Raw genomic sequence first — 26713 nt, forward strand, 5'->3', positions numbered from 1 at the left:
TCGCGATCTAACCGTTCCGGGACCGCGGGAGGCCAAGTTCCGGGGGAATATACCGGGCATGAGGATCCAGTATGTGTGCCGTGCCGTTGCGCCTGACGTGCGGCAATGAGTTGTGCCGGAAAAGCGCGTGTTTCCACGAAAGGGAAGGCGGCACCCCAGGGGCATCGTGGCGCCCCGGTTGTTTCCTGCCGCGCTTGCATTTAGAATACCCTTAACGAGCATAAGCACACATCTACTGGATGGAGGTATATTTTGCCAAGACCGATCAAGCCCAAGCTGGTGAAGGAAGCGCCCAAGGCGGATTACTACAAGCCGCGCGGGATCCCCCTGGGGCAACTGGATGAAACCCTCATGCGGTTAGAGGAGCTGGAGGCGCTGCGCCTGGTGGACCTGGAGGGAATGTACCAGGAGGATGCCGCGCGGGAGATGGGCATCTCCCGCCAGACCCTGCAGCGCATGGTCACCGAGGCGCGCGCCAAGCTCATCGACGCCATCTACGCGGGCAAGGCGGTGCGCATCGAGGGGGGGACCTACATCATGCAGGAAGGGGCCGGCCGTTACCGCTGCGGAAGGTGCGGCGACATCATAGCGCCCGGGTACGGCAGGCGCAGGAAGGGATGGAAGTGCCCCTCGTGTGACGGTTAGATCCCGGCGGCAGGCCTTGTCGACAGTCCGAGTTCCACGTTCAGCAGGGGAGGGGATACCGATGACCGATTTTGCCGGCTTTTACCGGGATATCCTGGCTTCTTTCGCCGCCTACCCGGCCATCATCCACGGGGACCGCACCATCACCTACCGTGAGCTGGACGAGCGGACCAACCAGCTGGCCCGTGCCCTGCTGGGGCTGGGAGTGAAGCGCGACGAGAACATCGGCATAGCCGAGTACAACACGCCGGCCTTCCTGGAGACGGTGGCGGCGGCATGGAAGATAACCGCCCGCGCGGTCACCTTGAATTTCAAGTTCAAGGAATGGGAGTTGAAGCACGTGATCGAGGACGCGGAGATGCACACCGTGATCTTCAACGAGGACATCGCCGACCGCATGGCGAATCTGAGGCCCGAGCTTCCGGGCGTGAAGAATTACGTGATCATCGGTGACCGCCGCGTGGAAGGCATGCTCAACTACGAGGAGCTGGTGGAGAAGGAGCCCCGCAGCCGCCCTACCCCTCCCTGGGAGGGCTTCCGGGACGACGACATCGTGGTCATCATGTACACGGGAGGGACGACGGGTTATCCCAAGGGCGTCATCTACACGCACGACCAGGTCCTCAGTGCCCCCCTGGAGGCGATGATACGCAACCTCGCGGGGGGTTTGTCAGACCTTTCCAGGGCGCCGCGCCAGGTCTTCGAGGGCATCGAGAAGACCCTGCACATCCCGGGCACCGCCCGCGCCCTTCCCTGGCTGCTCTCCCGCAACGCCACCCGCAAGGCCCTTGTGGTGGCGGGGAAAAAGGCGGGGCCCTTCATCAAGTGGGCCCCCGACCCGGTGATGCGGGCCTCGCTATGGCTCATGGCCAGGCTGACGGGGGGAAAGGTAAGGATGGTCCTTGCCAGCCCCATGATGCACGCCTGGGCCTACAACCACGCCCTCATCGGGATGATCGGGGGGTTCACGAGCATCATGCTCCCCTCCAAGGGCTTCGACGTGCAGGAGATGCTGCAGGCCATCGAGAAGCACCGCGCCAACGTGCTGGTGGCGGTGGGCGACGGGCAGTGCCGCCCCTTCGCCGACGAGCTCGACCGGGCGGCCGCCGGGGGGCGCAGGTACGACCTCTCCTCCCTACTGGTAATCCTTTCCAGTGGCATGGCGCTATCCGTGGACGTGAAGCGACGCCTCCTCGACCACCTGCCACAGCTGATCATCCTGGACGTGCTCGCCTCCACGGAGGGTCACTACATCTCCGTCACCCCCTACACCGCGGCCGACCGCGAGCTGGAGAAGACGGTCTTCCGGGTGAGCGACATGGTCAAAGTGATAACCGAGGACGGGGCGGAAGCCCGCCCCGGGGAGATCGGCGAGGTGGCGGTGGCCCGGGAGCACCAGGGGTCCTCCGGGTATTACCGCGACGCGGAGAAGACGGCCCGCACCTACCGCCGGGTGGGTGGCAAGACCTACATCTTCACGGGCGACATGGCCATGGTGGACGAGAGGGGGCATATCCACCTCATCGGGAGGGGATCCGGGTGCATCAACACCGGCGGGGAGAAGGTGTTTCCCGAGGAGGTGGAGGAAGTGATCAACCGCCACCCGGCGGTGGAGCTCTCCGGGGTGACTTCCGTCCCCCACCCCCGCTGGGGGGAGGCGGTGACCGCGGTCATCCAGCCCAAGCCGGGGGCTTCGCTCACGGATGAGGAGATCATTTCCTGGTGCAAACAGCACCTGGCCGATTACAAGGCCCCCAAGTACGTGCTCTTCGTGGACGAGCTCCCACGCCTCATAACCGGCAAGGTCCATTACCGGGAGATAAAGAAGCTGGTGAGCGAGAAATACGAGCGGGGCGAGATGGCCGTCGATTAGGCGCGACCGGGTTTCAGAAGAGGCGGAGTTGCCCCCTGGGGATACCGTGAAGATGCCGGGGAACGGCGGCCTCTTCCCCATCCTCCCAGAGTGGAAGCTGCCCCGGCGTCACCCCGAATCTGAGGGCATCAAGCATGGTCTGGCCGCCCGGCAGGTGGGGCAAGGACCCCCCCGCGGCGACACCGTTTGCCCCCACGTCGGCATAGAGGATGTAACGGTTGGCCTCCAGGTCGGTGAGGAGACCGCCGCCCATGACGTGCTCCTCCGACGCGGGTATCTCGATCCAACTGAAGCAGGCCTGCGGCCGGTGGGGATCGGGAAGCGAGAAGGCCCCGACCATCTCGTGGGGAGCCAGGACGTAGAGGCCGGACCAATCCGCGCGGCAGCTGCACTCCTGCGAGTACGCCAACGCGGACACCAGCTTCCCCCTCATCTCCGCCCTGGTCGGCGGCGCATCCGGGGCCGGTTCCATGCCTTCCAGGCAATCGGACCACAGCTCGCACTCGTAGTCCACGAGCGGCGAGGGCTCGGGGTGGAGCTGGTGCAACCTTATCTCCAGGGTCAACACCCTCTGCACCAGGCGCGCGAGGGAGGGGACCTCCCGCGGTGAGACCCTCTGGGCGCATAGCAGGGAGGCCAGCTCGCGCCTGCTCCTCTCGTCGGCGGACCTCCCGCGCAAGAGCTTTTCCGCCTCCCCGGGCGAGAAGGAGGCCAGCTCCGGGAGGCCCGAACAGAGCCGGGAGGCATGCCAGGAGACAGGCACCGCCACGCGGTTGAAAAAGGAGAGCGTGACCCCCTCGTTGGCCAGGAGTTCGCGGTAGATCTTCTTCCTCAGGTACCCGTCGAAGTGGAGCGAGAGCTCCTCCTCGTCCCCTCGCCGGAAGGCGCGCAGGCCGAGGATGAGGGCTTCGAGGACCCTTTCCTGCGCGGGCTTGAGCGAGCATTCCGTGAGCGCTCTCTCCAGGCCGCGGCGCATGGCCTCGTGCAGCCCGCGGAGATCGGTGGTGCCCCCACCCCTCAACCCGAAACGCCTGTGGTGCTCGTCGCCCGCGATGGCCGCGCAGGCTCTTTCGGGGCGCGCCAGCCTCCTGCCCCCCAGGGGGCCGCGCCCGTAAAGGATCAGCGTCACCAGGAACCGGCAGGCCTCGAAGAGGAAGGCGGCCGTCCTCCGCGTAAGGGGGCTGTCCAGGCAGGAGACGTGCAGGCGGCTTCCCCTCACTATCTCCGGCCCGCCGCTCGCCACCGCCTCGGTCCCGTAAAGCCTGACCATGTCGTCGTTCAAGAAGGTGGTCCCGTCTTCGCAGATGGGACGGCGCACCATGAACCCCCGCGGAGAGCATGAGAAACCCCGCAGGGTGAGACCGCCGCAGCCCAGGAGGGGCATGAGGGCCGCCAGCACGGTGCAGAACTCGAGCCCCTGTTCCCGCGTGAGCTCCGCGGAGTAATTCAGGTGGAAGGCGAGGGCGAAACGGCGTTCCTCGCCCGGCTCGAAGCGGGGCAATTCCGCCGGGCCCTCCGTCATGATCGACCCCTCGGGCGCTTCCGAGCAAGCGCCCACCACGCGGGACAGCAATCCCCCGTATTCATCCAGGTAAGCAAGGCAGGCGAGCGCGTCGTAGGCCTCCGGCGTGGAGACCTCCAGCACGTTCAGGTCCTCGATGGCGAGGCACCCGCCGTCGTGAAGCACGTACTTGGCAAGGCCGCTTCTCGTGCTCACCAGGTACCGCACCCATCCTCCCCTGGCCGAGAGGACCCTTTCCAGGTCATAGGCCAGGCAGTCCATCAACCACCAGGCGAATTCCCCGTGTTCTTCAGCGGGCGGGGGATAGATGAGGGCGTACTCCCTCTCCATCCCGCCCAGCAGGAGGGGAAGCGCCGGCTTCGCTCTCACATGCATCTCCCGTCGCCGTCTCCCTCAGCCATGGAAGGCTCCCATCGAAAACTGTCCCCTTTCTTGAGAGCCTCCTCAGCGCGGCGCGGCCGGAAAGCGGGCCATGGAACGCCCGCCTTGAAAACCAGCCCCTTCGCTGCCGGTCTTCCTACGTTCACCCACGCGTTCACCCACGCGAGCCGTCGCTCACGGAGGCGCCGCTTCAATCCCCGTGGACATCCGGCAGGGTATAATCTATAGCATTACCCGTCGCCAGACGGATCCTCAACAGGTGGGGTTCTCCGAGGGGAATCCCATGAAGCGGCCTTTTCCGCTCTGTCTTCCCATCCTCCGGGGCAAGCGGAAGCGCTTTCTCGGTTACTTTTGCTTCCCTTGCTTCTCTTGCTACCTTTGCTTCCCATTTTTTCATTGTCTCCATTGTCTCCATTACCTCCATTGCTTCACTTACTTTTCTTATTTCCCATGCATCAACCGCATCAATTGCTTCCATTGATCTTCCTGTTTCCATCGCTTCCATCGCTTCCTTTACTTCTCCCGTTTCCTCCAGCGCCTCTTTTCTCATTCTCCGCTCCCTTCCTTGCCGATCATCTCCGCCGGTACCGCCGGGTGGTGCCACTCACGTAACCCACCTACATGCATGCCATACTCCCCAGCCGCGGGAACCCGGTCCCGTTCCCATGTCATAAACACAACCCGGCGTTGATAATATTAAGCGGAGGGAACGACAATTGCTTGATGACCGTTAGCAGGCCATGGCGGCCAGACACTCATCTCGCCCTCCCGCCTACCCGGATAGCGCGAATATCCGCGAGGCGCGGGTTTTTCCGGACACCTTTCCTGCCCTATACCCTCGGTGTCCCGGCGTGCCCTCTCCGGTCATCGAGGATACGCACCCGGGTAATCCCTAAGGCTCTAGTAATCGTAGATCGAAGATGTGACCCCATACCCCTCAGGGGACGGTGAAGCCGACCGAGTCGTGTGCCCAGGTCCTCGCCCGGTTGTACATGGCCCGCTCGCAGATGACCGGCCCTCCCGAGGTCACCCGCACCTTGGTGGAGATGCGCTCGCAGGTCAGCTGGTCGTGCAGGGGGAAGTTGGCGCGGGAGTTGCCGGGGATGACCGCGGCGTCCCAGGCGGGCACGTTCTTCTCCCCCTCCTCGGTCATGAAGGTGAGGTCCACCGTGACCGGGCCCGGGTTGGGGTTCTGCACGCAGATCCAGGTCTGGAAGTCGCCCTTGGTGCAGCCCTCGGCCAGGTACCAGATGTCGCTCGGGGAGGTCACCCCGACGGAGTCGTGGGCCCAGGTCCTCGCCCGGTTGTACATGGCCCGCTCGCAGATGACCGGCCCTCCCGAGGTCACCCGCACCTTGGTGGAGATGCGCTCGCATACGAGCTGGTCGTGCAGGGGGAAGTTGGCGCGGGAGTTGCCGGGGATGACCGCGGCGTCCCAGGCGGGGACGTTCTTCTCCCCCTCCTCGGTCATGAAGGTGAGGTCCACCGTGACCGGGCCCGGGTTGGGGTTCTGCACGCAGATCCAGGTCTGGAAGTCGCCCTTGGTGCAGCCCTCGGCCAGGTACCAGATGTCGCTCGGGGAGGTCACCCCGACGGAGTCGTGGGCCCAGGTCCTCGCCCGGTTGTACATGGCCCGCTCGCAGATGACCGGCCCTCCCGTGGAGACCACCTTGGTGGAGATGCGCTCGCATACGAGCTGGTCGTGCAGGGGGAAGTTGGCGCGGGAGTTGCCGGGGATGACCGCGGCGTCCCAGGCGGGGACGTTCTTCTCCCCCTCCTCGGTCATGAAGGTGAGGTCCACCGTGACCGGGCCCGGGTTGGGGTTCTGCACGCAGATCCAGGTCTGGAAGTCGCCTTGCGTGCAGCCCTCGGCCAGGTACCAGGTGTCGCTCGGGGAGGTCACCCCGACGGAGTCGTGGGCCCAGGTCCTCGCCCGGTTGTACATGGCCCGCTCGCAGATGACCGGCCCTCCCGTGGAGACCACCTTGGTGGAGATGCGCTCGCATACGAGCTGGTCGTGCAGGGGGAAGTTGGCGCGGGAGTTGCCGGGGATGACCGCGGCGTCCCAGGCGGGGACGTTCTTCTCCCCCTCCTCGGTCATGAAGGTGAGGTCCACCGTGACCGGGTCCGGGTTGGGGTTCTGCACGCAGATCCAGGTCTGGAAGTCGCCTTGCGTGCAGCCCTCGGCCAGGTACCAGGTGTACGGGAGGTCCGAGATCCGCTGGGCGTAGATGTCGGGATATGCTGCGGCGTTGCGCTTGTCTTGCCAGGTGATGACGGCGCCGCCGCTACCGTCCGGGGCTATCTGCGGTTCTTCGGCGTCGCCCGGCGATCTTGTGCGCACGGCCAGCCCGTTCGCGGCCCAGAGGGCACGCCCCGATGAGTCCAGCTTCTGGGCGTAGATGTCCCATTTGCCGCTGCGGCGGTCCTGCCAGGTGATCTTTGCCCCTCCGCCTATATCCGGCGTCATCTGCAGGTTTATGGCGTCACCGGCCGGGCCGCTGCGCACGGCCACCCCGTTGGCGGTCCAGAGGGCACGCCCCGAGGAGTCCAGCTTCTGGGCGTAGATGTCCTTTACAGCGTTGCGGGTATCCTGCCAGGCGATAACGCAACCGCCGCCCACTCCCGGCGTGATGCGGGGCTCTTCGGCGTAACCGGCCGGGCCGCTGCGCACGGCCACCCCGTTCGCGGTCCAGAGGGCACGCCCCGTGGAGTCGACTCTCTGGGCGTAGACGTCCGGCGTTTCCACCCAGGTGATGATGGCGCCGCCGCTACCGTCGGGCGTGATCCGGGGGTCCTCGGCTTGCGTCGTGCCGGTGCGCACGACTATCCCCGATGGACACCAGAGGATGTTCCCCGCGGAATTGATCCTCTGGGCTTTTATGTCTCTGTCGCTTTCACACCAGGTGATGATGGCGCCGCCGCTGCCGTCGGGGGTGATCTGGGGTTTCATGGCGCCGCCCCCGCTCAAGCACACCCCGTTCGCGGTCCAGAGGGCACGCCCCGCGTAGTCGATCATCTGGGCGTAGACCTTGAAAGTGGCATCGCGCCAGTCGTACCAGGTGATGATGGCGCCGCCGCTGCCATCGGGGGTGATCTGGGGCAGGTAAGCGTTGTCCGCCGGGCCGCTGCGCACGGCCACCCCGTTGGCGGTCCAGTAGACGCCCCCCGAGGGGTTGACCCTCTGGGCGTAGATGTCGCTTACGTCGTCGCGGTAATCCTGCCAGGTGATGACGGCGCCGCCGCTCCCGTCGGGCGTTATGCGGGGATTGCGGGCATCACCGTCCGGGCTGAGGCGTACGCCCACCCCGCTCGCATTCCAGAGGACGCGTCCTGCGTAGTCGACCCTCTGGGCGCATATCTGGGAATGGCCGCCCCTCATCTCCTGCCAGGCGATGATGGCTCCCCCGGCCTGGTCCGAGGCCGGTTGTGGATGGAAGGCGCCGCCGGAATCGGTGCGTACGCCCACCCCCTCATCCGTCCACCGCGGCTCGGCAGCGTCGGCCGGGGCCACGCCGAGGCAGAGCATGGCGAGCAGCAGGCAGGCTGGGAGGGCCCTCCACATCGCACGACTCCTCACGAGAACCTCCATGAGAACCTCCTTCCTTCCCTCTCGCGGGGCTCTCTTCCCCAAAGGCCTCGTCGGCGCTCTCCGTTTTCCGCGTATCGTCCTTCGTCCCTCTCTCTTCAACGTCCGGACTCATCCCTTCTTTCCACCCACGGCAACCCTTCCTCCCACCTCTTCACGCGTAGCCCCCCTTGCTCTCCTACGGGGTCTCCGGACGCTAAATGCGTGGAGGTCTCCCCTCGTTTCCGGGCGCGCCAGGCGGCGTGCTCCCGCCTCGAAAAAGAACGGCAAAGGCGCCGCCCGGACACCGGGTTCACGGCAGAGCCCCAACGATTTGGTCTTGTGGTGATACGCCGACCGCCGTGTCATGGTTCCCCTGTATCCATGTAATATTATACCATTTTGTATGCTCCACTCTACACCTCTTGTTACCATATATTACCATATTTTAAGAAGGTCGCCATGGTGCCCTTGAACCCTGCCCCTGAACCCTGTCCTTGATCCCTGCCCCTGAACCCTGTCCCCGAACCCTGTCCTTGAACCCTGCCCCTGAACCCTGTCCCAGAACCCTGTCCTTGATCCTTGCCCTTGATCCTTGCCCTTGATCCCTGCCCTTGATCCCTGCCCTTGAATCCTGTCCCCTCTTCCTCACGCAGCCTTTCCCTCCCTGGACGCCTCCGCGTGCGGCGGAAACTTTCGCGCCGCCTCGGGAGGAGAACGTCGCCGCCGGCAAGGCGGCGGGATCCCCGCCGCGGAAGGGGGCCCCTTTTTCCCCGCCGCGACCCGTCCCCGGGCGGCGCGGACAAACGGGCCGGGTCCCGGCACCCGGTACGATCCGGTCGCGGCTTTTCCTTTGCCGCTCCTCTCCCGGAAGCAAGAAAAAAACAGGCCAGGCCCAGGGACATGCCCTCTGACCTGGTCTTTTACTGGTGGCGAGAGGCGGAATCGAACCGCCGACGCCAGGATTTTCAGTCCGATAAGCGGGTTTTTCTCCTATTTTTACCATTTTCTTTTTTTCTCTTACAATCCTTATTCTTCGCATGGTTAAGCCATAAATGGAGGGGTAGTTTTCCTTTTACCTGTTTTTCCCTCTCTTCTCGTGCGTCCCGTTCTTCGGGAGCATTTCGGGAGCGCGGCTTCGAGGAGAAGGGAGGAATCGGAGTTTGGACGTTTCGGATTGCCCGATAGATGGTAAAATAACAGCGCCGTGAGGCGTATAAGGGAAAATATCGGTTTCCACATTGTTCTCAGTCAGCCTGTCGAGGCCTGAGCCCGAAACTAGGGTCCAGGCTTAAAGTGGTCGGGGAAGCGAAGGGGAGGAGACCATGAGCAGCGCGAATTATTTCGCTATCGGGGTGGCGTTGCTGGTTGCCTGCGCCGTGAGCCTGGGGGTGTTCATCTACATGTATGCGGCGGGGGAAGGCTCTTCGTATGGCAAGCCGCCGAAGCGGAAGACCAGCGCCCTTCCACTACAGCAGAAGGAATACGACGCCGAATACGAAGTAGCCCTCAAGAAGTACGAGGACGCAAAGGCCACAGCTTCTGCGGAGCGTAGCCTGTGGCTGATACTCATAATCGCCGTGGGAGCCCCGCTGTTCATCCTGGCCTCGCTTTTCTTCATACTTTCAGCGGTCGCTAAGCCGCGTGAGGGTTAGTCCGGTTGTGACGAGAGTGTAGGTGTAGTGACGCACCTGCTCCGGGTGAGCCGGGGCCCCACCTTCAGGTGCCCGACCCCTTGCGGAGCTCCTCCATCACCTTCAGCTGTGCTTCCTCCTCCGGGGAGAGCAGCCCGTGCTTGCGGAGGAAAGCGATCTCTGCGGCGGGATTGCAGTGCTTAGGGGGATCCCCATATTCTGGCGCCTCGAATTCCCACCATGCGGCGGGGCGGAGGCCGGGCGCGCACGCCGCCATGAGCTCCTCCCGGTGTTCCTTCCAGGCGGCACGCTTGAGGAAGGGCGTTTCAAAGGCGGACCTCCCGGCTTTCCCGATCCACAACTCGAAGAATTCAGCATCGGAAAGTTCGTTCCGTCTCTTGCGTCGCTTCGGCATACGATCACCTCCCCGGGGGCCGCCCCAGCGGGCCGGGCGGCTCCTCGTTGAAGCCTAACTGTTTCCAGGCCCGAAAGAAGGCGAGCCGGGCTTCTTTCTCCACCTGCAGGAGGGGGTTAGCCCGCTGGCGCCCGGAAGGGTCGGTGACGACGAGGCCTTCTTCTTGTATCGCCTCCCACGCCTCCCGGTATCGGTCGTAGGCCTCCAGGGCCACCTGCAACAAGACCAGGTCGGACGGCTCCAACATCCACGTGGCGTTTAGCGCCGCCCAGATCTCCTTCGATTCCTTACTCAATTTTCGTGGTGCTTTCATCGTTCAGCTCCCCAATTCCTCATATGCGGTTACGAGTTTCTCTCGCAGAAAGGTAAGCGTCGGTCTGCCGAGATGATTCGCCAGACTTTTTACCTACCCCTACCATGAATTCTCTCATGACACTCACGGCATAGTGCCGTAAGATTATCCAGGGCGTCCCTTCCTCCTTTTCTCTTTCTTGAGGCGCTTTGGGGCTTAAATCGTCCGCCTTTGAGCGCCTTTCCCAAAAAACAGCCGCAAACAAGCGCCGCTTTCATCGCCGCCGCCTATCCCCGCATCCCCGCCCCGCGCTCCCGGGGCGGGAGGAATAAACCCTCTTATGCGCATTGCAACGCCGGCCTTTTGTTGACCCTGGACGTCCTGGATGCGCGCGTGACTTCACCGCCTTATGCAACACGGCCTATCCCTTCCCTTGTTGGGCAAACCCCACCCCCGCATCCTCCGGGGGGCTATCCCCCCGCGCTCGACCGGATCCCCCACCCTTGAGGGCGCACAGGGCCCGCTTCCTCCAGGCCGCAAGGCCCGACACATACGCCTTAAGGGTCAGGGGGTCCTCCACCCACTCGGCCCCACGGTCCAGCTTGTCCTTGGTTTCATATATCAGGTCGAAGGCGGCCAGGTCCTCCGGCTTCCGGGGCTTTGGCAACCCTCTTTCGGCCTCGAGGGAAGCCTTGCGCGCGAGCTCCCTGCAACGCCTTCTCTCCTTTTTCGCCTCCTCCTCCCGGCGCAGGCAATCCCGCTCCTCCCGGGAAAGGGGACGGTCCAGGGGAACCCCGGCCAGGTCGGCGGTATACTCCAGCGCCCGCTTGAAGTCCCAGCCGTTGACGGCCTGGAGAAAATCGATCGCATCTCCATGCGCGCCGCAGCCGTAGCAGTTGAAGCGCTGCCCTTTGGGGTCCACCACGAAGGAGGGGGTCTTCTCGTCGTGGAAGGGACAGAGGCCCCGGTAGAGCCGCCCCGCCTTCTTCAGTTGCACGTAGCCCGAGACGACCTCGACGATGTCCAAGCGAGCCTTAACGGCTCCGATGACGCTATCCATCCTCCACCTCCCCGAAAACGGCTTTCGGAGAGGCCTCAGGAGGCGCGACCTCAACCCGGCAAGGGGTTTTATATGCGCCAGTTTCCTCCAGGAGCCCGTTCGTGACCAGGGGGAGCCAGTCGCGGAAGTCCATCACCACCAAAGCCCCGCGCCTCCCGGCTTCCTTGATCACCAAGACCACCGGCTTCCCGTCCGCGCTGTATTTTCTCTGCGTCTCCCGGAAAAGCGACCATATGGCGAACCGTTTGCGCACTTTGCAGTCTATGTGCATGGGCCCGAAGGTTATATCGTCAACGCTCCGGCCCAGGCCCACGCGGCGCTCGCACCCCAGGGCTTGAGCCACGCTCCGCTCAAACTTTTTCCACGCTTTGTCCATCGTCCGATCACCCCCACAACACACCGCATAAAACCCACATTATACCCCGCATAAAACAAGCCCTCATACGCCCTGACCTGCACTTTTAAAAAAGGGTGGGTTAACCCTGGGGTTAAGGGGAGGGTTAACCCCCCGCTTAACCCCGCCAGGTTCATGGCCCTCCATAACTTCCGCACTTTTCCAATATCCGGCCTCCAGGGTCAGGAAGGAGCCCCGCCTGTCCTGGCCGCGCCGGCCGTGCTTCCACAGGGTGGTAGGGTGGGTGTAGAAGGTTCCCCTTTCGGTCCGAACCAGAATATACGCAGGTTTATACTCCTCCAGCCAGGCCACGTATATGCGTAGCCTTCCCGATGAGGCGGCATGACCCTCAATGCTCCATCTATCCCCCAAGGGAAGCACCTCCAGGCGGTCGGTCGCGGTGTTCTCGATGACCCTCCCGGAGTAGAGCCGGGAAATACGGATAGCCCTCTCCGCATCCGAGAGACCGGGAAGGTCGGGATCCCGGTCGGGAGGAAGCTTGGCTGGAGGGACGGCGTGCTCGGAGATGACCCTCTCCAGCTCCTCCCACATCTCTTTTTCCACGACCACCCGCTTGGCCTTATCGAGGTAGTAGCCCATATGATCACCCCTTTACGTATTACGAAATAAACGAATTAAACGAATTAAGCCCCGTCATTCCCCCCTTATTTCGTTTTTTTCGTTTATTTCGTATGCCCGCATATCGGAAGAGCTCCGCAGGTCGACCGTCTGTCTCCACCCGTTCGTAAGTAATAAGCCCGACCGCCATGAGGCCAGCGAGCGCACGCCTGATCCTTTCGCTGGAAATGTTGCGAGACAGAAAGGCCGAAATCCCGGTCCGGGTCATCCCCTCGGGGTATGCCCCCCCGAGGGCGGCCAGAATGTCATCGGCTACAGGATCCCCGAAGCGGTCACCGAAGACGTATCTCGCCGACGCTTCGGCGTAATCCCATAACGAGAGGGCCGCGTGCAGGTGGATGCGGCGGATGACCGGCGAGCAGTCTAGGAGCGCGTACAGGGTGGCGAGGCGCATCACTTGCGCCTCCGACCGGGCGATCATGGCCCCCAGCAGGCCGGGTTTCCCCTCGGAAAGTTCGGGGTATACCTCAGCCCACACCTGACGAGCCTCATCGTCCCGGCGAACCTCGGCCGTGTCCCGCGCGAAGTCGACGGCATCCTTGAGGCGACGGAGGAGAGGCGCGAAGTCCACTTGGGACAGATTGCCACCCTCTGGGAGACACTTGGAGCGACGCACGCACAGCCAAATAAACCGGTTGCCGAAGCCATTGCCCGCTTCCGTCTCTGTTAGGTGGCGCAACACCTCGTCTCTCGTGACATGGCCGACGACAGAAACGTGGGCGTCGGTGGCTTTCAGTGGGTCACGCCGGGTCAGCACCCGCAGATCCCCACGATCCCAGGCGTTGCGAATTACCACGGAGAGGGTGTTCCCCTCGCGGCGCATAACCTTCAACGGGGAAGCGAATTCGCTCTCGATGACGAAGAGGCGCTTATCTCCAACGCCGAGGTCATCGTCGCCGTTGCCGTCTCGCACCGTGTGGATGAGCCCCTCCCCGGAGGAAAGGCCGTGGACCACCCGGTCCTTCCATGTGGGGTCTACTGTTTCCAGGAGACGGAGGACCTGGCCCCGTGCGCTGTCCTTCCGCCCCTTGGCGGTCTCTCCGACGAGGACGAAGAACAGGTTAGTATGGTGGCGGTCGGCTTCCGCCACGAAATGTGGCCCCCGGCCTGTTAGGTTCCCAAAACCTGCCAGCAAGTAGGCCAACAGCGCCACGGGGTCGGCCTCGGTGTGGGGCTCTATAACCCGCACGATGTCCCCGGCCAGGCCGTGATATGCATCCTCTGCCAGGGGCTCAGGCCAGGAGGGCACGGAGGGAAGATCAAATTCTTTCTCCTCGCTGCCAAAAACGATCTCAGAGATGGGATCACGCACCCTTATCGCCTCCCCTTCCATACCCAAGTCCTCGGTGAAGTGCCCCCTCGATGAGCTCGCGCATCTTCCATGGCGCGACCTCGAGGACGCCCCTCTCCCTGAGCCGATCGGAAACCCAGAGCGCCGCTCCGACCTCTTCGAGCGAGAGCGTGCCCGGGTCGAGGCCGCCGTAGCGCTGCCGCTCGGCCTTTCGCACCTCCGCCCGGGGGTCGGCGATAATAGCGTTGACGTCCCGGACCCAAAAATTAGGCTTTCTCATCGCCCCCTCCACCTCCTCCCTCGCGGATTAGCCTCCCTACGATGTCGGGCGGAATTCTCCAATAACGGCCAAGCCGGATGGCCGGAATTTCCCCGCGCTGGAGCAACCTGTAAACCTCCCCCACCGGCACGTTGAGGGCCTGGGCGGCCTGTTCAACCGTGAGCAACCCGCCACCCTTTACCGACGACCTTCTCTTCCCACTCATCTCGCTGTTCCTCCTTTCGCTTCTCGCCCCGTTCTCGGGGCTTTGACATCCCTTCTCGTCCAACATATCATGAGGGCCATCTATAAAACGCTTACAATACGCTTACATTCGCCTGCCCCCTTTCATACGCGCTTCACTTGACTTCTCCCCCTTAATGTAGTATTAAGGTTATAGATATAACGCTTACCAAGCGCTTACATTTAGGAGCCCGGATGAATGGTGAGGCGATAATCGAGGAATATGTGGCCTTTGCCAGGGGCGCCGGCTTTCCGGCCCTCGACCCGGCGAAGCATCACGATGCCATAGAGGCGGCCCTGGCCTCCCGGGAGGAGGATTTTTACAACACCGAAGAGGTGTGGGGAGAGCTCCTTCCCTTCACCAAGGAGCGGGGCAAGAAGTTTGTTGAAGCCCTCCGGGAATATGACCTTTCCCAGGCGCGCCCCCCGGACATACAATCTCCGGCCCTGGAGGGAAAATGGTATCGGGCGCGCTCATACACCCTCACTTGCCGGGAGGGCCGGTTCCCACGGATCTATCCGCCACCCCCCGGGGAAACCCCGGAGATGGTCACTGTAAAGGAATGGTGGATCGAGGCGGCCTCAAAGCAGGTGGTGGAATACGCCCTGGAGGAGGGGGTCTTGGAGGAAGCGGTGAAAGCCCTTCTCGCGTTGACCCCGGAGCCGGAACGCCGCAGCGCCCGGAAAAGCCCGCCTATGCCGGAGGAGACCAAGGGCGAGGCCCTCGCCTTCGTCCGAAAATATGGGCCCTTAGGTTTGCTCTTCCGGGACATCTACGCCTTTACGACCCGCTTCTTAGGATCGTCCCCGCCGCGGGTGGAATTCCGGGTGACCTTAGGGGCGCAGTTCCAGCGCACGGAACCCCCCTCTTTACCCTTAAAGGAGCACTTTGGTTATCACCTGCGGAACCCGGAGGCGATCTACAAAGAGATCTTGGTAAAACCCCGTCTCTCCCTCCATGACGTGCAGGGGTTGGTTATAAATAGGCGTGATCTTTTCCGGGAGTATCGGGAAGCGGTGCACGAGATATATTATGCGGCCCTGGATTTCAAGCGGGCCTGCTACACCCTCCAGGGCTTAATCGAAGACCCCTTCGGCTTGGAACTCCTGGAGCGGGCGCTCTCTCGATGCCCGCTACGGTTAAGCCGGGAGGGCGGGGTGCGCTTCGTATTGAAACCCCGCTGTCTTTTGGACGCCCTCTATTTGCACGTGGCCCAAGGGCACGCTTTAGGAGGCCTGGAGTGGCGCGAGTGTAGGGGCTGCGGCAGGAAGTTCATCCCCCAGGGTCGGGAAAAATACTGCACGCAACGGTGCCGCTCGAGGACCAACGTCCGCAAGTGGCGCGCAAGAAAAAACCCCCCGCCCGGGAGGGAGCCCGGTGAAGGGCGGAGGGCATGATGGGCCGTGTGGCGGTTTCCTCGCGGCCCATGGTCTCCTCAAAGAAGGCCAACAAGTGAAGTGTAACATCCGGGGGTGACACTGCCAGGCGAGCTGTCAGCCTGGGGGGTTAGAATAGGCCGGGAAAGGAGGGAGCCGTGGCCTATATCAAAAAACGCGCCTGGCCGTCGGGGAAGATCTCCTACATCATCGGCTTCCGGGACCAGCACGGCCGCTGGAGGGAGAGGACGGCCGGGCCCCGGAGAAAGGACGCGGAGGCCCTCCTCGCGCGGGTTCAGCGGGAGATCGCCGCGGGGACCTACGGCCGGGAGGGGGACATCACCTTCGCGGAGTTTCTGGACGGCTACCTCCGGACGCGCGACGACCTAAAGGAAAGCACCCTCGCCGACTATGAAAGGACGCTGCGCAAGCACGCCCTGGGAAGGATAGGCAAGCTCCCCTTGCGGGAAATAACCCCGCGGACGGTCCAGGCCCTCCTTTCCGACCTAGAGATGGACGGGGTGAGCCCGGCCTTGCGGGGGAAGGTGCTCCGTTACCTCAAGGCGGCCCTGCGCCATGCGGTCAGCCTGGAGCTCATCGACCGGGATCCCTGCCGCGCCATAAGGGCCCCAAGGGTGAAGACCAAAGAACAGCGCCACCTGGCTCCCGGGGAAGTGGAGGCCCTGATCCAGGCCGCGGAAGCCGAGGTCAAACCCATCATCGCCCTGGCGGCCTACGCCGGCCTCCGCCAAGGGGAGATCCTGGCCTTGACGGGGGCGGATATAGACTTCGCCCGGGAGCACATAACCGTGAGGAGGACCTACCATTACGCCCACGGCTTCTCCGACCCCAAGACCCCGGCCTCCAGGCGCGTGGTGCCCATGATCCCCACCCTTAAGGCCATTCTCCTCGAATATTACCGTTCCCGGGGGACGCCGCGCCCGGACGACCTGGTGTTCTCCAACCGGGCGGGGAAGCCCATCGACCGGCGCAACCTGGTCAACCGGGGCTTCGAGCGCGCCCTGGAGGCTTCCGGGGTCCCAAGGATACGCTTTCACGACCTTCGCCATACTTACGCCAGCATGAATATTGAGGGCGGGGTGGACCCCAAGACCCTTCAAGCCATTATGGGCCACTCGAGTATCCGGGTGACCATGGACATATATGGCCACCTTTACCGGGAAGCCTTCCAGCGGGCCGCCAGGGCCCTGGAGGCGGTGGTGTCCGGCGGCCCCAAGGTCATCACCCTGCCCAAGAGGGAGGGGAAGGGGGATGGCCGATAACCCGCGGAAACCCATCCCGCGTCCCAAACTTCGGGAGTATTTCGGGAACGAAAACCTCCACCTGCCCGACAAAGGAAAACCAGGCCCAGGGACATGCCCTCTGGCCTGGTCTTTTGCTGGTGGCGAGAGGCGGAATCGAACCGCCGACGCCAGGATTTTCAGTCCTGCGCTCTACCGACTGAGCTATCTCGCCGCGCTATATCGACTCCCAGCGGGAGCGAGTACTCTGGCGGAACCGACGGGATTTGAACCCGCGATCTCCGGCTTGACAGGCCGGCGTGTTAACCTGACTACACCACGGCTCCGCTTCATCAAGAGAGCTCCGCGAGCGCTTCCTCGCCCACGAAAGGCCTCACCGGCCTCCATCCAAACGGGCCTTCACCTAAATAGTATCCGAAGTCATCCCCTCGGACAACGATATATGCTGGTGCCCCCAGCGGAATTCGAATCCGCGTCACCGCCTTGAAAGGGCGATATCCTAGGCCTCTAGACGATGGGGGCATTAAACCTTCCCGTCCGTTCCCGCCCCTCCGGCCTTCCGACAACAGCACAGCATCATCCGCGGTACGGCGTCCGGGGCGGCCCATAATGCGGACCATAAAGATTTAAGCACCAAAACCGCCCGTTAGCAATCCCCGGCACGACCCGCCATGTGCCTGAAACGCGCACCTAAAGCATCCCGTCACGCCCCTCATGTACCGGCGATTCCCCACGGTGAAACCCCGGCGTACCCACCCCTGGTCTCAACGTCAAGGTTCCCCCTGCAAGTTCCACTTGAAGTTCCCCAAACGTCCCCCTCTACCGACGCAAGGCATGCGAAAGCGGTAACGCCCGCCGCAAAAAGTGCCGATAAGGATAACGGTGCGGCCGTCGTCCGAGGGCGACCTTCCCCGGCTCGCTTGTACGGAGCGGGGAAAAGGGAAACGGTCGTGGAGTTCCTGCCGGGAGCAAGCGGAGGCCGTTCCAGCTTGCACGGACGGGGAGCAGTTGGGGATGAACCCTGAAGTGAACCCGGAAAACCACGGGACCGACGAAACAACCTTGCAAACGGACGGAATACAGGGAAACAAAGAGGGCACGGTCGCGAAAGCGGCGCTGGACATCCTCGCGCGGCTGGCCGTCGCCTGCAAGTCGCGGCTCCTCTACCACGCGGATCACCCCGCGGTCAGGGACGCGATCGTCGTCCTCCATGCCGTCGCCGCCGACTGGCTGGCCCGTTTTCCCGAGATCAACCTGGGGGTGGAGCGCGACGGCTTCGTCTGCGGGGAAGAGAGGGTCGGCTGGGAAAGGGAGAGCCTGCGGCAACTCGCGTCCCGCGCCCGCGCGCATAACCTGCGGGCCGTATCCCTTTCCGCCGCTCTCGACCTCGCGGAGATGGAGGCGCTGGTGGAGATACTCGTCCTCCCCCCCGAGGAGTTGGAAGAGGCGGGGGGCGCCGAGGCCTTTCTCCTCGGCCGGGGCCTTCACGGCATAAGAGTTTTGGAGAGCGAGGCATGGCGCGCCGATGAGGAGGTCGCCGGCGGGGAGGAGGGCGCGACAAGGGAGGCGGTGAGCGCGGAGGAGCCTCCTCGGGAACCACAGGAGCTCCTCGCGGATGAGGAGCTCGAGGATTTCCTGGCCCTGGTCTTCGACCCCGAGAGGTTCGCCCAGGCTCTCGAGCGCCTGCGAGACGAGAGCGGGGAGACGCCGGACGGAGCCGCGTGGGCGGAAGCCGCGTTCTCCTCGTTCAAGCGCGCCGCAGACCTGGTGGCGGAGAGGCTCCCCGCAAAGAGGCCGGCACTGGGAAGGGCGCTGGCGGAAACCCTTCTCTTCCTGGAGAGAAACGACCGCAATCTCCTCCTTTCGCGCAAGATATTACCGGAACTGGCACGGGAGCCGGTGTGCGTCGAAACCCTCGGCGGCCTGAGCTCCGAGGAGATGGCGGGGGTGCTGGGATATTTCCTGCCCACCGCGGTGGAGTTCATCCCCGGCCTGAAAGAACTGCTCACAAACATCGGGTACAACCGGCGCGACGCGTTGACGACCATCGCCGCCCTGCGCGAGCGTCTCGTGGACCTGGGAGAGGTCCCCGCCGACCTCCTTTCCCCTCTCGACGAAACCCTCCGCGACGCCGGGTTCGCCGACGCCGCCATGTCCATGCCCACCCTGCAGGAGATCTCGCTGCTCGCCGAAACCTACCAACCCCAGGAGATAGAGGAGATCCGGCGCATCGCGGACTGGGACCTGGCTCAGGAGACCTACGTAAGCGTCACCCCCATGCTACTCGACCTCTTGCAGTTGGGCGGGAGGGTGGACAACCTGGGGAAAACGGTGGAGCTGCTGCTGGAGAGCTTCTGGGGCCTGCTCGCATCCTCGCGATTCGGCCTGGCCGCCGAGGTGCTGGAGAAGGCGGAGAGAGCGCTGCACAGCGGCGATCCCGCTTATGCTCCCTTCCGCGCGGAACTCGAGCGCCTGCTGGAGGAAGCCTCGGACAGGGACATACTCGACCGCCTCATCAAGGCGGCAAGCGCGGCGCGGCGCGATCCCGGGACGGTATGGGGGTTCACGCGCTTCATAGAACAACTCGGGGAACGCGGCATCCTGGCCATGATCGACACCCTGGGACGGGAAGAGAGCATGTCGGTGCGCAAGTTCATCATCGACGTGCTGGCCGTGGTCGCGAGGGACCGCCTCTCGCTCCTGGCCTCGTACCTCGACGACCCCAGGTGGTACCTGGTGCGCAACATCGTCACCGTCATGGCCCGCGTACGCTCGCCCCTCGTCATGGAATACCTGGACCGCGCCCTGCAATATCCCAACCCCAAGGTCAAGGCCGAGGCGGTGCGCGCCGCCGGCCTCACGGGCGGATACGAGGCGGAGCAACTGCTCATGAAGGGCCTGCAGGACGGCGAGGAGAACGTACGTATCCTCTGCATAAGGTGGCTGGGGAGGCTGCAGGTCGCCCGGGCGGCGAACAGGCTCGTCGCCATGCTGGAAGACAAGGAGCCGGGTGGGGAGAGCCCGAGGGTCAAGAGGGAGATCATCGAATGCCTGGGAAAGATAGGAGGGCCGGAGGCATTCGACGAGATATCCAGGTACGCGGGGAGGCAGAGGTTCTTCTTCAGGGCGGAGTGGCAGGAGCTGAGCAAGGCCGCGCAGGAGGCCATGCGGCTCATGCAGGAGAGGTACCCGCACCTGGAGAAGAGGAAGGCGCCCAGATAGGCGACGACAGGTGGTGTCCACCTGCTCCAGGAGCTCGAGGGTCTCGCTGGAGAAGAGGAAGGCGCCCGGGTAGGCGACGACAAGAACGCCATAAGGGCGAACCGTGGGAGCGAAGCGCGCGGAGGAGCGGGACATGGCAAACCGTGATCTGTACGGCGGCGAGGACAGGAAGAGGTTGGCCCTCGATTACTTCCGCTCCAAGGGCATCACGGAGAGGGCGAGGGAAGTCCTGAAGCACCTGTCCGCCGCCAAGAAGACCTTCCTCATCTATCCGCCGCACCACGAGATGTGCCTGCAGGCGGTCGCCAACTTCATGGAGGCCTTCAACACCTACCTGCGCTGGGGGCAGGATTTCTCCCTCCGCGTCATCGGCGAGGAGTTCTTCTTCGCGGAGAAGCTGCTGGCGAGAGAGAGCGTCCTCTACTACCCCCTGCTGAAAGAACTGCGCGAAAAGGAGGTGGGGGGCATCAACCTGCTCCCCGGCCTCACCGCCTCGGAATTCGGCGAATTCATCCGCTTGCTGAACCTGGGGGAGGATGAGCTCGTGCAGGAAGGCGGCCTCCCAGCCCTGCTGGAGCAACGGGGGATCACCCACGTGCTCCTGGACGAACCCGGCACGTGGGAGGAGAAGCCGCGCCAGCTGCGGGAGCTGGCCTCTGCGCGCGAGGAATATTTCGAGGCGGTCGAGGTCATCAGGGAGCTGGCCGGGCAGGTCGTGAGCAGGAGGAGGCTTTCCCTGAACAAGGCAAACCGCGTGGTGGGGATGATCCTCAGCCGCGTCGGCGAGAACCGCTCCGCCGTGCTGGGCCTGGCGACCATCAAGAGCTACGACGAATACACCTCCTTCCACTCCGTCAACGTGCTCATCCTCTCCCTGGCGCTGGGCTCCATGCTTCCCCTGGACCGCAACGCCCTCATGATCCTGGGAACGGGGGCGCTCCTGCATGACCTGGGAAAAGTCACCATCCCGCAGAGCATCCTCAACAAGCAGGGGCCGCTCACCCGGAAAGAATGGGAGGTGATGAGGCAACATCCCGTGAAGGGGGCGGACATCCTGCTGGCCCAGCCCGGGGTGCACCCCCTTTCCGTCATGGTGGCCTACGAGCATCACGCCCGCTACGACCTCTCCGGTTATCCGGCCATCTCCGGCAAGGACCGCATCGGGCTCTTCAGCCGCATAGTGGGGGTGGTGGACGTCTTCGACGCCATGACCTCCGCTCGCCCCTACCAGGATGCGCGTACCCCGGACCACGCCATCCGCGTCCTGGTAAGGGGGATGGGGAAAGCCTTCGACCCCCTGCTGGTGAAGATCTTCGTGGACATGATGGGGCTGTACCCGGTGGGGACCCTGGTGCGGTTGCGCGGAGGAGAGATCGGCGTGGTCTACGAACAGTCCGGGGAAGACGCGGCCTCGCCCCGCGTCAAGGTCATCCGCGACCGCGAAGGAAGGGACGTGGAACCCTACCTGGTGGACGTGGCCGCGTTGCGCGAGGAAGCCGGCGGGGACGGGCACGAGGTCATGGAATCGCTGCTGCCGGAAAAGGTCGGCATCGACCCGCTGGACTACCTTTGATCGCCCGGGCGCGGGGGCCAGGGCGGGGACCAGGGCGGGGGTCAAGTCTGGTTCTGCGCCCGGGCGCGGGGGCCTGGCGCCGGGGGCAAGGCGCGGCGGTCCGGTCCCGTTCTATGCCCGGGACCCAAGCCCGCGGCGGGCCCGTTTCGTCCCCTTCTCAACTTCACTCCTCCCGCGACGACATCCCTCCAAAGGCCCCCTGCAACGGCCTCTTTCCATTTATTACCAGGTCTGCCACGGGGTGAGCGGGCTCTATTTCCCGCGTTACCGCGAGGAGGCGCAGCTGAGGGCGTCGCCACGCGGCAACATGATGCGGACCCGCATGAAGAGCAGGGTGGACACGACGACGCAGGCCAGCGCAAGTATCCAGGCACCCGTGTAGCTTCCCGTATGGTCGAAGATGAAACCGGTGATCACGGGGCCGGCCGCTCCCCCCAGGGCGCCACCGGTGGTCACCGCCCCGAAAATAGCGCCCATGTTCGCCTTGCCGAAGACCTCCGCGCACACCGCGGGTATGACAGGGCCATAGGCCGCGAAGCCGAACCCGTAGATGACGGCGAAGACCATGAGCGTCCACACGCTGCGCACGAAGAGGAGTAGCAGCACGCTGACCACGAGGATGAGGCAGGCCGGGTAAAGGGCGTTCTTCTTCTCGCGCGTTCTATCGGAAAGGCGTCCGAACAGCAACCTCCCCGCGATGGAGGTCGCACCGGAGACGGCGACGGCCCACTCGGCCCAGCTCTTCGTGATGCCGTGGTCGGTCAGATAGGGGACCTGGTGGACCATGATCCCGTAGAGCGCCACCACGATGAGCACGAAACCGGAGAAAAGGAGCCAGAAGGAAGCCGTTCTCAGCGCCTCCCGCAGGGTGAGCCCGGCGGGAAGGTCCTCACGGCAGGCCTCGCCTTCTCCCGGGCCGTTCTCCTCTCCACGGTCTCCCTTTTCCGCTCCTCGCCTCCCGGCACCCCATCCTCCACTTCCTCCCTCACCCGCCCCACGGGAAGCCGTTCCCTCGCCTACCCTTCCCGTGACTCCGCCGTGGTCCGCCTTCCCGGCCATCCCGGATGCTCCCTCTCCGGGTCGGCTCTCCCATGCATCACCCGCCACGTCCTCCCCCGCGCCTGAACCCCCGCAGCCCCATTCATCCCCATCCTTCTCGCCGCGCGGACCGCCTCCGCGCACGGAGCGCCGCACGGGTTCCTCGTCCCCGATCACTACTTCCCCCTTCCCCCGCAACAGGAACAGGGTCGGGATGGTGAGGGCGAAGGCCAGGTATCCGAGGAACTGGAAGGAAACCCGCCAGCCCCAGCGCGACTGCACCATGCCGGTGAGGCGCGGAAGGATCATGGTCCCGAAGCCTATGCCCATGGTGGCCAGCCCCAGGGCCGTCCCCAGGCGCCGCCGGAACCACACGGCCACGGAGGTGTTGGAGGGGACCAGGCCTATGCCGTTCCCCCCTACGCCGAAGACGATGCCGAAGAAGAAGACCAGGGCCGCCAGGCTGTTGGCGCGCGAGCACATCCACAGTCCCACCCCGGAGAGGAAGGCCCCGCCGGCCATGACCCACCGCGGGCCGAAGCGGTCGATCAACCTGCCGGTGACCGGCGCCAGCAGCGCGTACGCCAGGATGCACACGGTGAAGGGAAGGGAGGCCGCGCCCCTGCCTATCCCCAGGTCCTCGGAGAAGCCCTTGATGAGGACGGTCTGGGTGCTGCGCACGCCGTAGTTGACGAACATGACCAGGAAGGCCACGGCTACCACGATCCAGCCGTAATAGACCGCCCTGCGGGTTCCGCTCATCCCTTCCCCCTGCGGCCTCTTTCCCCGGCAAGCGGCCTCGCCCTTCCCGGGGGGTAGTTCTCCCGGCGCGACGCTCCCGCCTTCCCGAGTTTTAGGGGTGGCGCCGCGGGCGGAGCCTCTCCCCATCGTCATTTCGAGTCATCTCCAGGGCAAGGGCGCGGCGCCTCAGGCGCACGTACGCCCGGCCCATCTGCGCATGCCGTAGTCCCTCAGGATGCCGGCGGCGTCCACCGCCTCCTCCGCGTCCTCGAATATGGGAAAATCCACCATGTAACGCGCCCTGGCGCGCACTTCACCCGTGGCCATGAGGCTGAAGATGATGGGCTTGTCATGCTTTTTCACCAGCTCGGCCAGGTCCGGGATGATGTTCCTGCGCAGGCCGTGGATGCCGCCGGTGATGACCTGCTCGGTGGAGAGGCGCGCGATGAGCAGCATGATGATGCCGTCTATGAAATCCTGTTCCAGCAACCGGTCCACGATGTACAAACGCGCCTCCGCGTCGTGCACGTCGCCGAGGTCCACCGGGTTGGAGATGTTGATGACTCCCGCGCGCAGGCGCTCCCTGATGTCCCCGACCAGCGAGGGCGGCAACGGCGGGAACACGAAACCGCGCCGGGCGCACCGGTCGCTGGCCAGGACCAGAATGCCACCGGTGGGCGAGACCAGGGCTATGCGGTTTCCGCGCAGGGGCGGCAGCGAGAACACCTTGGCATGCCCCGCCAGTTCGGAGAGGCGCCGCACGCGGATGATGCCCGCCTGCCGGAAGGCGCCGTCGAGCACCTCGTCGTCGTTGGCCAGGGCCGCGGTGTGCGACCGGGCGCTCTGCCGCGCCAGCGGCTCCACGTTGGCCTTGTAGACCAGGATGGGCTTGTCCACCTTTCGCGCCGTTTCCAGGAATTCCCTCCCCCGCTGCACGTCCTCCAGGTACATGCAGATGACCTTTGTCTCCGGATCCCGGCCCAGGTAGGAAAGGAAATCCACCTCGTCCAGGTCGGTCTTGTTGCCCATGGATGCGAACTTGGAGAACCCCGTGTTCTCGTCCTTGAGCCGCGCCAGGAAATCCAGCCCTATGCCCCCGCTCTGGGCGACGATGCTCACCCCGCCGCGGGGGAGGTCGGGGGGCACCGGCACGAAGGGGAGGCACAATCCGGTGTGCGCGTTGATCACGGTGAGGCAGTTGGGCCCCATGAAACGGATGCCGTGCCTCCGCGCGGCCTGGACGAGACGGTCGCGGTGGCTGACCCCGTCGCCCCCGAACTCCTCGAAACCGCCCGCCGGGATGGCCACCCTGGTGATGCCCTTGCGGCCGCACTCCTCCACCGCGTCCGGCACGGCATGGGCGGGGATGATGAGCACCGCCAGGTCCACCGCTTGCGGGATCTCGCTTATGGAGGGGTAGAGCCTGTGCCCCAGGGCTTCCCCTCCCCTGGGGTTCACGCAGTAGACCGGGCCCTCGAACTTCCAGTCTATGAGGTTCTGGAGGATGTACCTTCCGAGGTTGTTCGGCTTCTCCGATACTCCGACGACTGCGACGCTGCGTGCTCCGAATATCTTCTCCATGACCTGAAGATTACCTGCCTGCTTCGGATATCTTCTCCATGACCTGAATCTTCACCATGACCTGAAGATTATAACAGAACCGGCACGGGAACTATATCGGGGGTCGGCCCCGAAACCCACGACGACTATGTCGATACGTCATTCTGTCCCTCATATTGCCGTCATCGCGTCCCTCTTATTACAGTCATCGCGTCCCTCTTGTTACAGTCATCGCGAGCGTAAGCGAAGCGATCTCCTCCGCCCCGAAAACGTCATCGCGAGGAGCAGAGCGACGAAGTGATCTCCTCCGCCCCGAAAACGTCATCGCGAGGAGCAGAGCGACGAAGCGATCTCCTCCGCCCCGAAAACGTCATCGTGAGGAGCAGAGCGACGAAGCGATCTCAACCGGAGCCCAGGCGAGATTGCTTCGTCGGCGCTATCACGCCTCCTCGCAATGACGTAAACACCGAGTGCTTGCGCGCTTCCTCGCCATGACGTAAACACCGGGTGCTTTCACGCCTTTTCGCCATGACGGAAGACCGGTGCCTTCACGCCTCCTCGCCATGACGTAAACACCGGGTGCTTGCGCGCTTCCTCGCCATGACGTAAACACCGGTGCTTTCACGCTTCCTCGCCATGACGTAAACACCGGTGCTTTCACGCTTCCTCGCAATGACGTAAACACCGGGTGCTTGCGCGCTTCCTCGCCATGACGTAAACACCGGGTGCTTGCGCGCTTCCTCGCCATGACGTAAACACCGGGTTCTTTCACGCTTTTTCGCCATGACGGAAGACCGGTGCCTTCACGCCTCCTCGCAATGACGTAAACACCGAGTGCTTGCGCGCTTCCTCGCCATGACGTAAACACCGGGTTCTTTCACGCTTTTTCGCCATGACGGAAGACCGGTGCCTTCACGCCTCCTCGCAATGACGTAAACACCGGGTGCTTTCACGCCCTTTCGCCATGACGGAACACCGGTGCTTTCACGCTTCCTCGCCATGACGTAAACACCGGGTTCTTTCACGCCTCCTCGCCATGACGGCACACCGGGTTCTTTCACGCCTCCTCGCCATGACGGAAGACCGAGCGCCGACCGCCGTGCCGGGTACCTGCCCAGGTTCATAAACATGGTGGACACCCCCTATACTTGCTTTGTGATAAAAGAAGCAGAGCAAGGAGGTGTCCAAATGAAGGGTTCAGTTGGAACCACTACTAGTATCTACCACACCAGGCTTCCCCATCAATGGGAGTTGGAGAGAATGATGGGCGAGGTCCTCTCCAGGGAGGCCAGAAGGAGGCTGCGCTGGATAGAGCACTTTCGCCGCTGCGGAAATGCCAGGATGACCTGCCGCCACTTCGCCATCTCCCCCACCACCTTCTACAAGTGGCTGAAGAGGTACCTGAAACGGGGGCTCAGGGGACTGGAGGACCTCCCCCGCACCCCGAAAAGGAAAAGGGTCTCCGAGATCCCCTGGCAGACGATCCAGCTCATCTGCGACTTAAGGAGAGAGCACCCCGCCTGGTCCAAGCACAAGATAGCGGTGATCCTCAAGAGGGACTACGGCATCCGCCTTTCTTCCTCCAGCGTGGGAAGGGTCCTCAAAAGGAAGGGCCTCTACGATAAGAGGGTCTCCAGAAAGAAGAGCCGGGCGGCCAAAAGGAGGAAGGCTCGCCTGCGCTCGGAGGGCTGGATGAGGAAGGCCTTCCCGGGGTGCCTCATCCA

22 protein-coding genes and 3 tRNA genes are annotated in these 26713 nt (G+C 63.9%); 8 read left to right on the forward strand and 17 right to left on the reverse strand.

Going from position 1 to position 26713, the window contains the following annotated elements; genetic code table 11:
* Positions 1 to 252 precede the first annotated feature (252 nt).
* Together H5T73_11465 and H5T73_11470 are read left to right on the forward strand one after the other, a co-directional pair.
* Positions 253 to 645, forward strand: coding sequence for a DUF134 domain-containing protein (locus H5T73_11465; GenBank protein MBC7248379.1), 393 nt, complete (start codon positions 253 to 255; stop codon positions 643 to 645).
* A 61-nt stretch (positions 646 to 706) separates the two neighbouring features.
* Positions 707 to 2518, forward strand: coding sequence for an AMP-binding protein (locus H5T73_11470; GenBank protein ID MBC7248380.1), 1812 nt, complete (start codon positions 707 to 709; stop codon positions 2516 to 2518).
* A gap of 13 nt (positions 2519 to 2531) precedes the next feature.
* Here the strand turns inward: H5T73_11470 and H5T73_11475 are convergent, their stop codons facing one another.
* The 3 genes from H5T73_11475 to H5T73_11485 all read right to left on the reverse strand — a co-directional run bounded on the left by H5T73_11475 (position 2532) and on the right by H5T73_11485 (position 8013).
* On the reverse strand, positions 2532 to 4415 hold the full coding sequence (locus H5T73_11475; protein ID MBC7248381.1) for a hypothetical protein: 1884 nt from the start codon (positions 4413 to 4415) through the stop codon (positions 2532 to 2534).
* Positions 4416 to 4611: 196 nt separating this feature from the next.
* Positions 4612 to 4971: a hypothetical protein gene (locus H5T73_11480; protein MBC7248382.1), complete on the reverse strand. Its 360-nt coding sequence runs from the start codon at positions 4969 to 4971 to the stop codon at positions 4612 to 4614.
* A 387-nt stretch (positions 4972 to 5358) separates the two neighbouring features.
* Positions 5359 to 8013 carry a hypothetical protein gene (locus H5T73_11485; GenBank protein ID MBC7248383.1) on the reverse strand — a complete coding sequence of 885 codons (2655 nt, stop codon included), beginning with the start codon at positions 8011 to 8013 and terminating at the stop codon, positions 5359 to 5361.
* A gap of 1301 nt (positions 8014 to 9314) precedes the next feature.
* On the opposite strand from H5T73_11485, the gene H5T73_11490 reads away from it, so the two are divergent.
* On the forward strand, positions 9315 to 9644 hold the full coding sequence (locus H5T73_11490; protein ID MBC7248384.1) for a hypothetical protein: 330 nt from the start codon (positions 9315 to 9317) through the stop codon (positions 9642 to 9644).
* 64 nt (positions 9645 to 9708) lie between these two features.
* Here the strand turns inward: H5T73_11490 and H5T73_11495 are convergent, their stop codons facing one another.
* The 9 genes from H5T73_11495 to H5T73_11535 form a co-directional block, all read right to left on the reverse strand.
* Positions 9709 to 9900: a hypothetical protein gene (locus H5T73_11495; protein MBC7248385.1), complete on the reverse strand. Its 192-nt coding sequence runs from the start codon at positions 9898 to 9900 to the stop codon at positions 9709 to 9711.
* Positions 9901 to 10042: 142 nt separating this feature from the next.
* Positions 10043 to 10333, reverse strand: a complete 291-nt coding sequence (locus H5T73_11500) for a phage terminase small subunit P27 family (protein MBC7248386.1) — start codon at positions 10331 to 10333, stop codon at positions 10043 to 10045.
* A 107-nt stretch (positions 10334 to 10440) separates the two neighbouring features.
* Positions 10441 to 10578 carry an HNH endonuclease gene (locus H5T73_11505; protein MBC7248387.1) on the reverse strand — a complete coding sequence of 46 codons (138 nt, stop codon included), beginning with the start codon at positions 10576 to 10578 and terminating at the stop codon, positions 10441 to 10443.
* 173 nt (positions 10579 to 10751) lie between these two features.
* Positions 10752 to 11390 carry a hypothetical protein gene (locus H5T73_11510; GenBank protein ID MBC7248388.1) on the reverse strand — a complete coding sequence of 213 codons (639 nt, stop codon included), beginning with the start codon at positions 11388 to 11390 and terminating at the stop codon, positions 10752 to 10754.
* Positions 11383 to 11766, reverse strand: coding sequence for a hypothetical protein (locus H5T73_11515; GenBank protein MBC7248389.1), 384 nt, complete (start codon positions 11764 to 11766; stop codon positions 11383 to 11385). The genes H5T73_11510 and H5T73_11515 overlap by 8 nt, the downstream gene beginning before the upstream one ends.
* A gap of 63 nt (positions 11767 to 11829) precedes the next feature.
* On the reverse strand, positions 11830 to 12384 hold the full coding sequence (locus H5T73_11520; GenBank protein MBC7248390.1) for a hypothetical protein: 555 nt from the start codon (positions 12382 to 12384) through the stop codon (positions 11830 to 11832).
* Positions 12385 to 12403: 19 nt separating this feature from the next.
* On the reverse strand, positions 12404 to 13612 hold the full coding sequence (locus H5T73_11525) for a DUF3987 domain-containing protein (GenBank protein ID MBC7248391.1): 1209 nt from the start codon (positions 13610 to 13612) through the stop codon (positions 12404 to 12406).
* A gap of 115 nt (positions 13613 to 13727) precedes the next feature.
* Positions 13728 to 14006 carry a hypothetical protein gene (locus H5T73_11530; GenBank protein MBC7248392.1) on the reverse strand — a complete coding sequence of 93 codons (279 nt, stop codon included), beginning with the start codon at positions 14004 to 14006 and terminating at the stop codon, positions 13728 to 13730.
* Entirely contained in the window at positions 13981 to 14199 is a 219-nt protein-coding gene (locus H5T73_11535; protein MBC7248393.1) for a helix-turn-helix domain-containing protein, read from the reverse strand. Before H5T73_11535 ends, H5T73_11530 begins: the two co-directional genes overlap by 26 nt.
* Positions 14200 to 14411: 212 nt before the next feature.
* On the opposite strand from H5T73_11535, the gene H5T73_11540 reads away from it, so the two are divergent.
* Complete coding sequence (locus H5T73_11540) at positions 14412 to 15614, forward strand: hypothetical protein (GenBank protein ID MBC7248394.1); 1203 nt, start codon at positions 14412 to 14414, stop codon at positions 15612 to 15614.
* 137 nt (positions 15615 to 15751) lie between these two features.
* Positions 15752 to 16876, forward strand: a complete 1125-nt coding sequence (locus tag H5T73_11545; protein ID MBC7248395.1) for a site-specific integrase — start codon at positions 15752 to 15754, stop codon at positions 16874 to 16876.
* Positions 16877 to 16993: 117 nt separating this feature from the next.
* Here the strand turns inward: H5T73_11545 and H5T73_11550 are convergent.
* From H5T73_11550 to H5T73_11560, 3 genes are all read right to left on the reverse strand, one after another.
* A tRNA-Phe gene (locus H5T73_11550) sits at positions 16994 to 17069 on the reverse strand.
* A gap of 34 nt (positions 17070 to 17103) precedes the next feature.
* A tRNA-Asp gene (locus tag H5T73_11555) sits at positions 17104 to 17181 on the reverse strand.
* Positions 17182 to 17301: 120 nt separating this feature from the next.
* Positions 17302 to 17377, reverse strand: a tRNA-Glu gene (locus tag H5T73_11560).
* Positions 17378 to 17917: 540 nt separating this feature from the next.
* On the opposite strand from H5T73_11560, the gene H5T73_11565 reads away from it, so the two are divergent.
* Both H5T73_11565 and H5T73_11570 read left to right on the forward strand, forming a co-directional pair.
* The gene (locus H5T73_11565) at positions 17918 to 20077 is read left to right on the forward strand and encodes a HEAT repeat domain-containing protein (GenBank protein MBC7248396.1); all 2160 of its coding nucleotides are present in this window, start codon (positions 17918 to 17920) and stop codon (positions 20075 to 20077) included.
* A gap of 133 nt (positions 20078 to 20210) precedes the next feature.
* Complete coding sequence (locus tag H5T73_11570) at positions 20211 to 21650, forward strand: HD-GYP domain-containing protein (GenBank protein MBC7248397.1); 1440 nt, start codon at positions 20211 to 20213, stop codon at positions 21648 to 21650.
* Positions 21651 to 21914: 264 nt separating this feature from the next.
* Here the strand turns inward: H5T73_11570 and H5T73_11575 are convergent, their stop codons facing one another.
* Both H5T73_11575 and H5T73_11580 read right to left on the reverse strand, forming a co-directional pair.
* Positions 21915 to 23450, reverse strand: coding sequence for an MFS transporter (locus tag H5T73_11575; GenBank protein ID MBC7248398.1), 1536 nt, complete (start codon positions 23448 to 23450; stop codon positions 21915 to 21917).
* Between the two features lie 165 nt (positions 23451 to 23615).
* Positions 23616 to 25010, reverse strand: coding sequence for a CoA-binding protein (locus tag H5T73_11580; GenBank protein MBC7248399.1), 1395 nt, complete (start codon positions 25008 to 25010; stop codon positions 23616 to 23618).
* A gap of 1167 nt (positions 25011 to 26177) precedes the next feature.
* On the opposite strand from H5T73_11580, the gene H5T73_11585 reads away from it, so the two are divergent.
* On the forward strand, positions 26178 to 26713 hold a 536-nt coding region (locus H5T73_11585), incomplete at its 3' end, for a helix-turn-helix domain containing protein (GenBank protein MBC7248400.1).

The organism is Actinomycetota bacterium, from assembly GCA_014360655.1.
Taxonomy (GTDB): Bacteria; Actinomycetota; Geothermincolia; order Geothermincolales; family RBG-13-55-18; genus JACIXC01.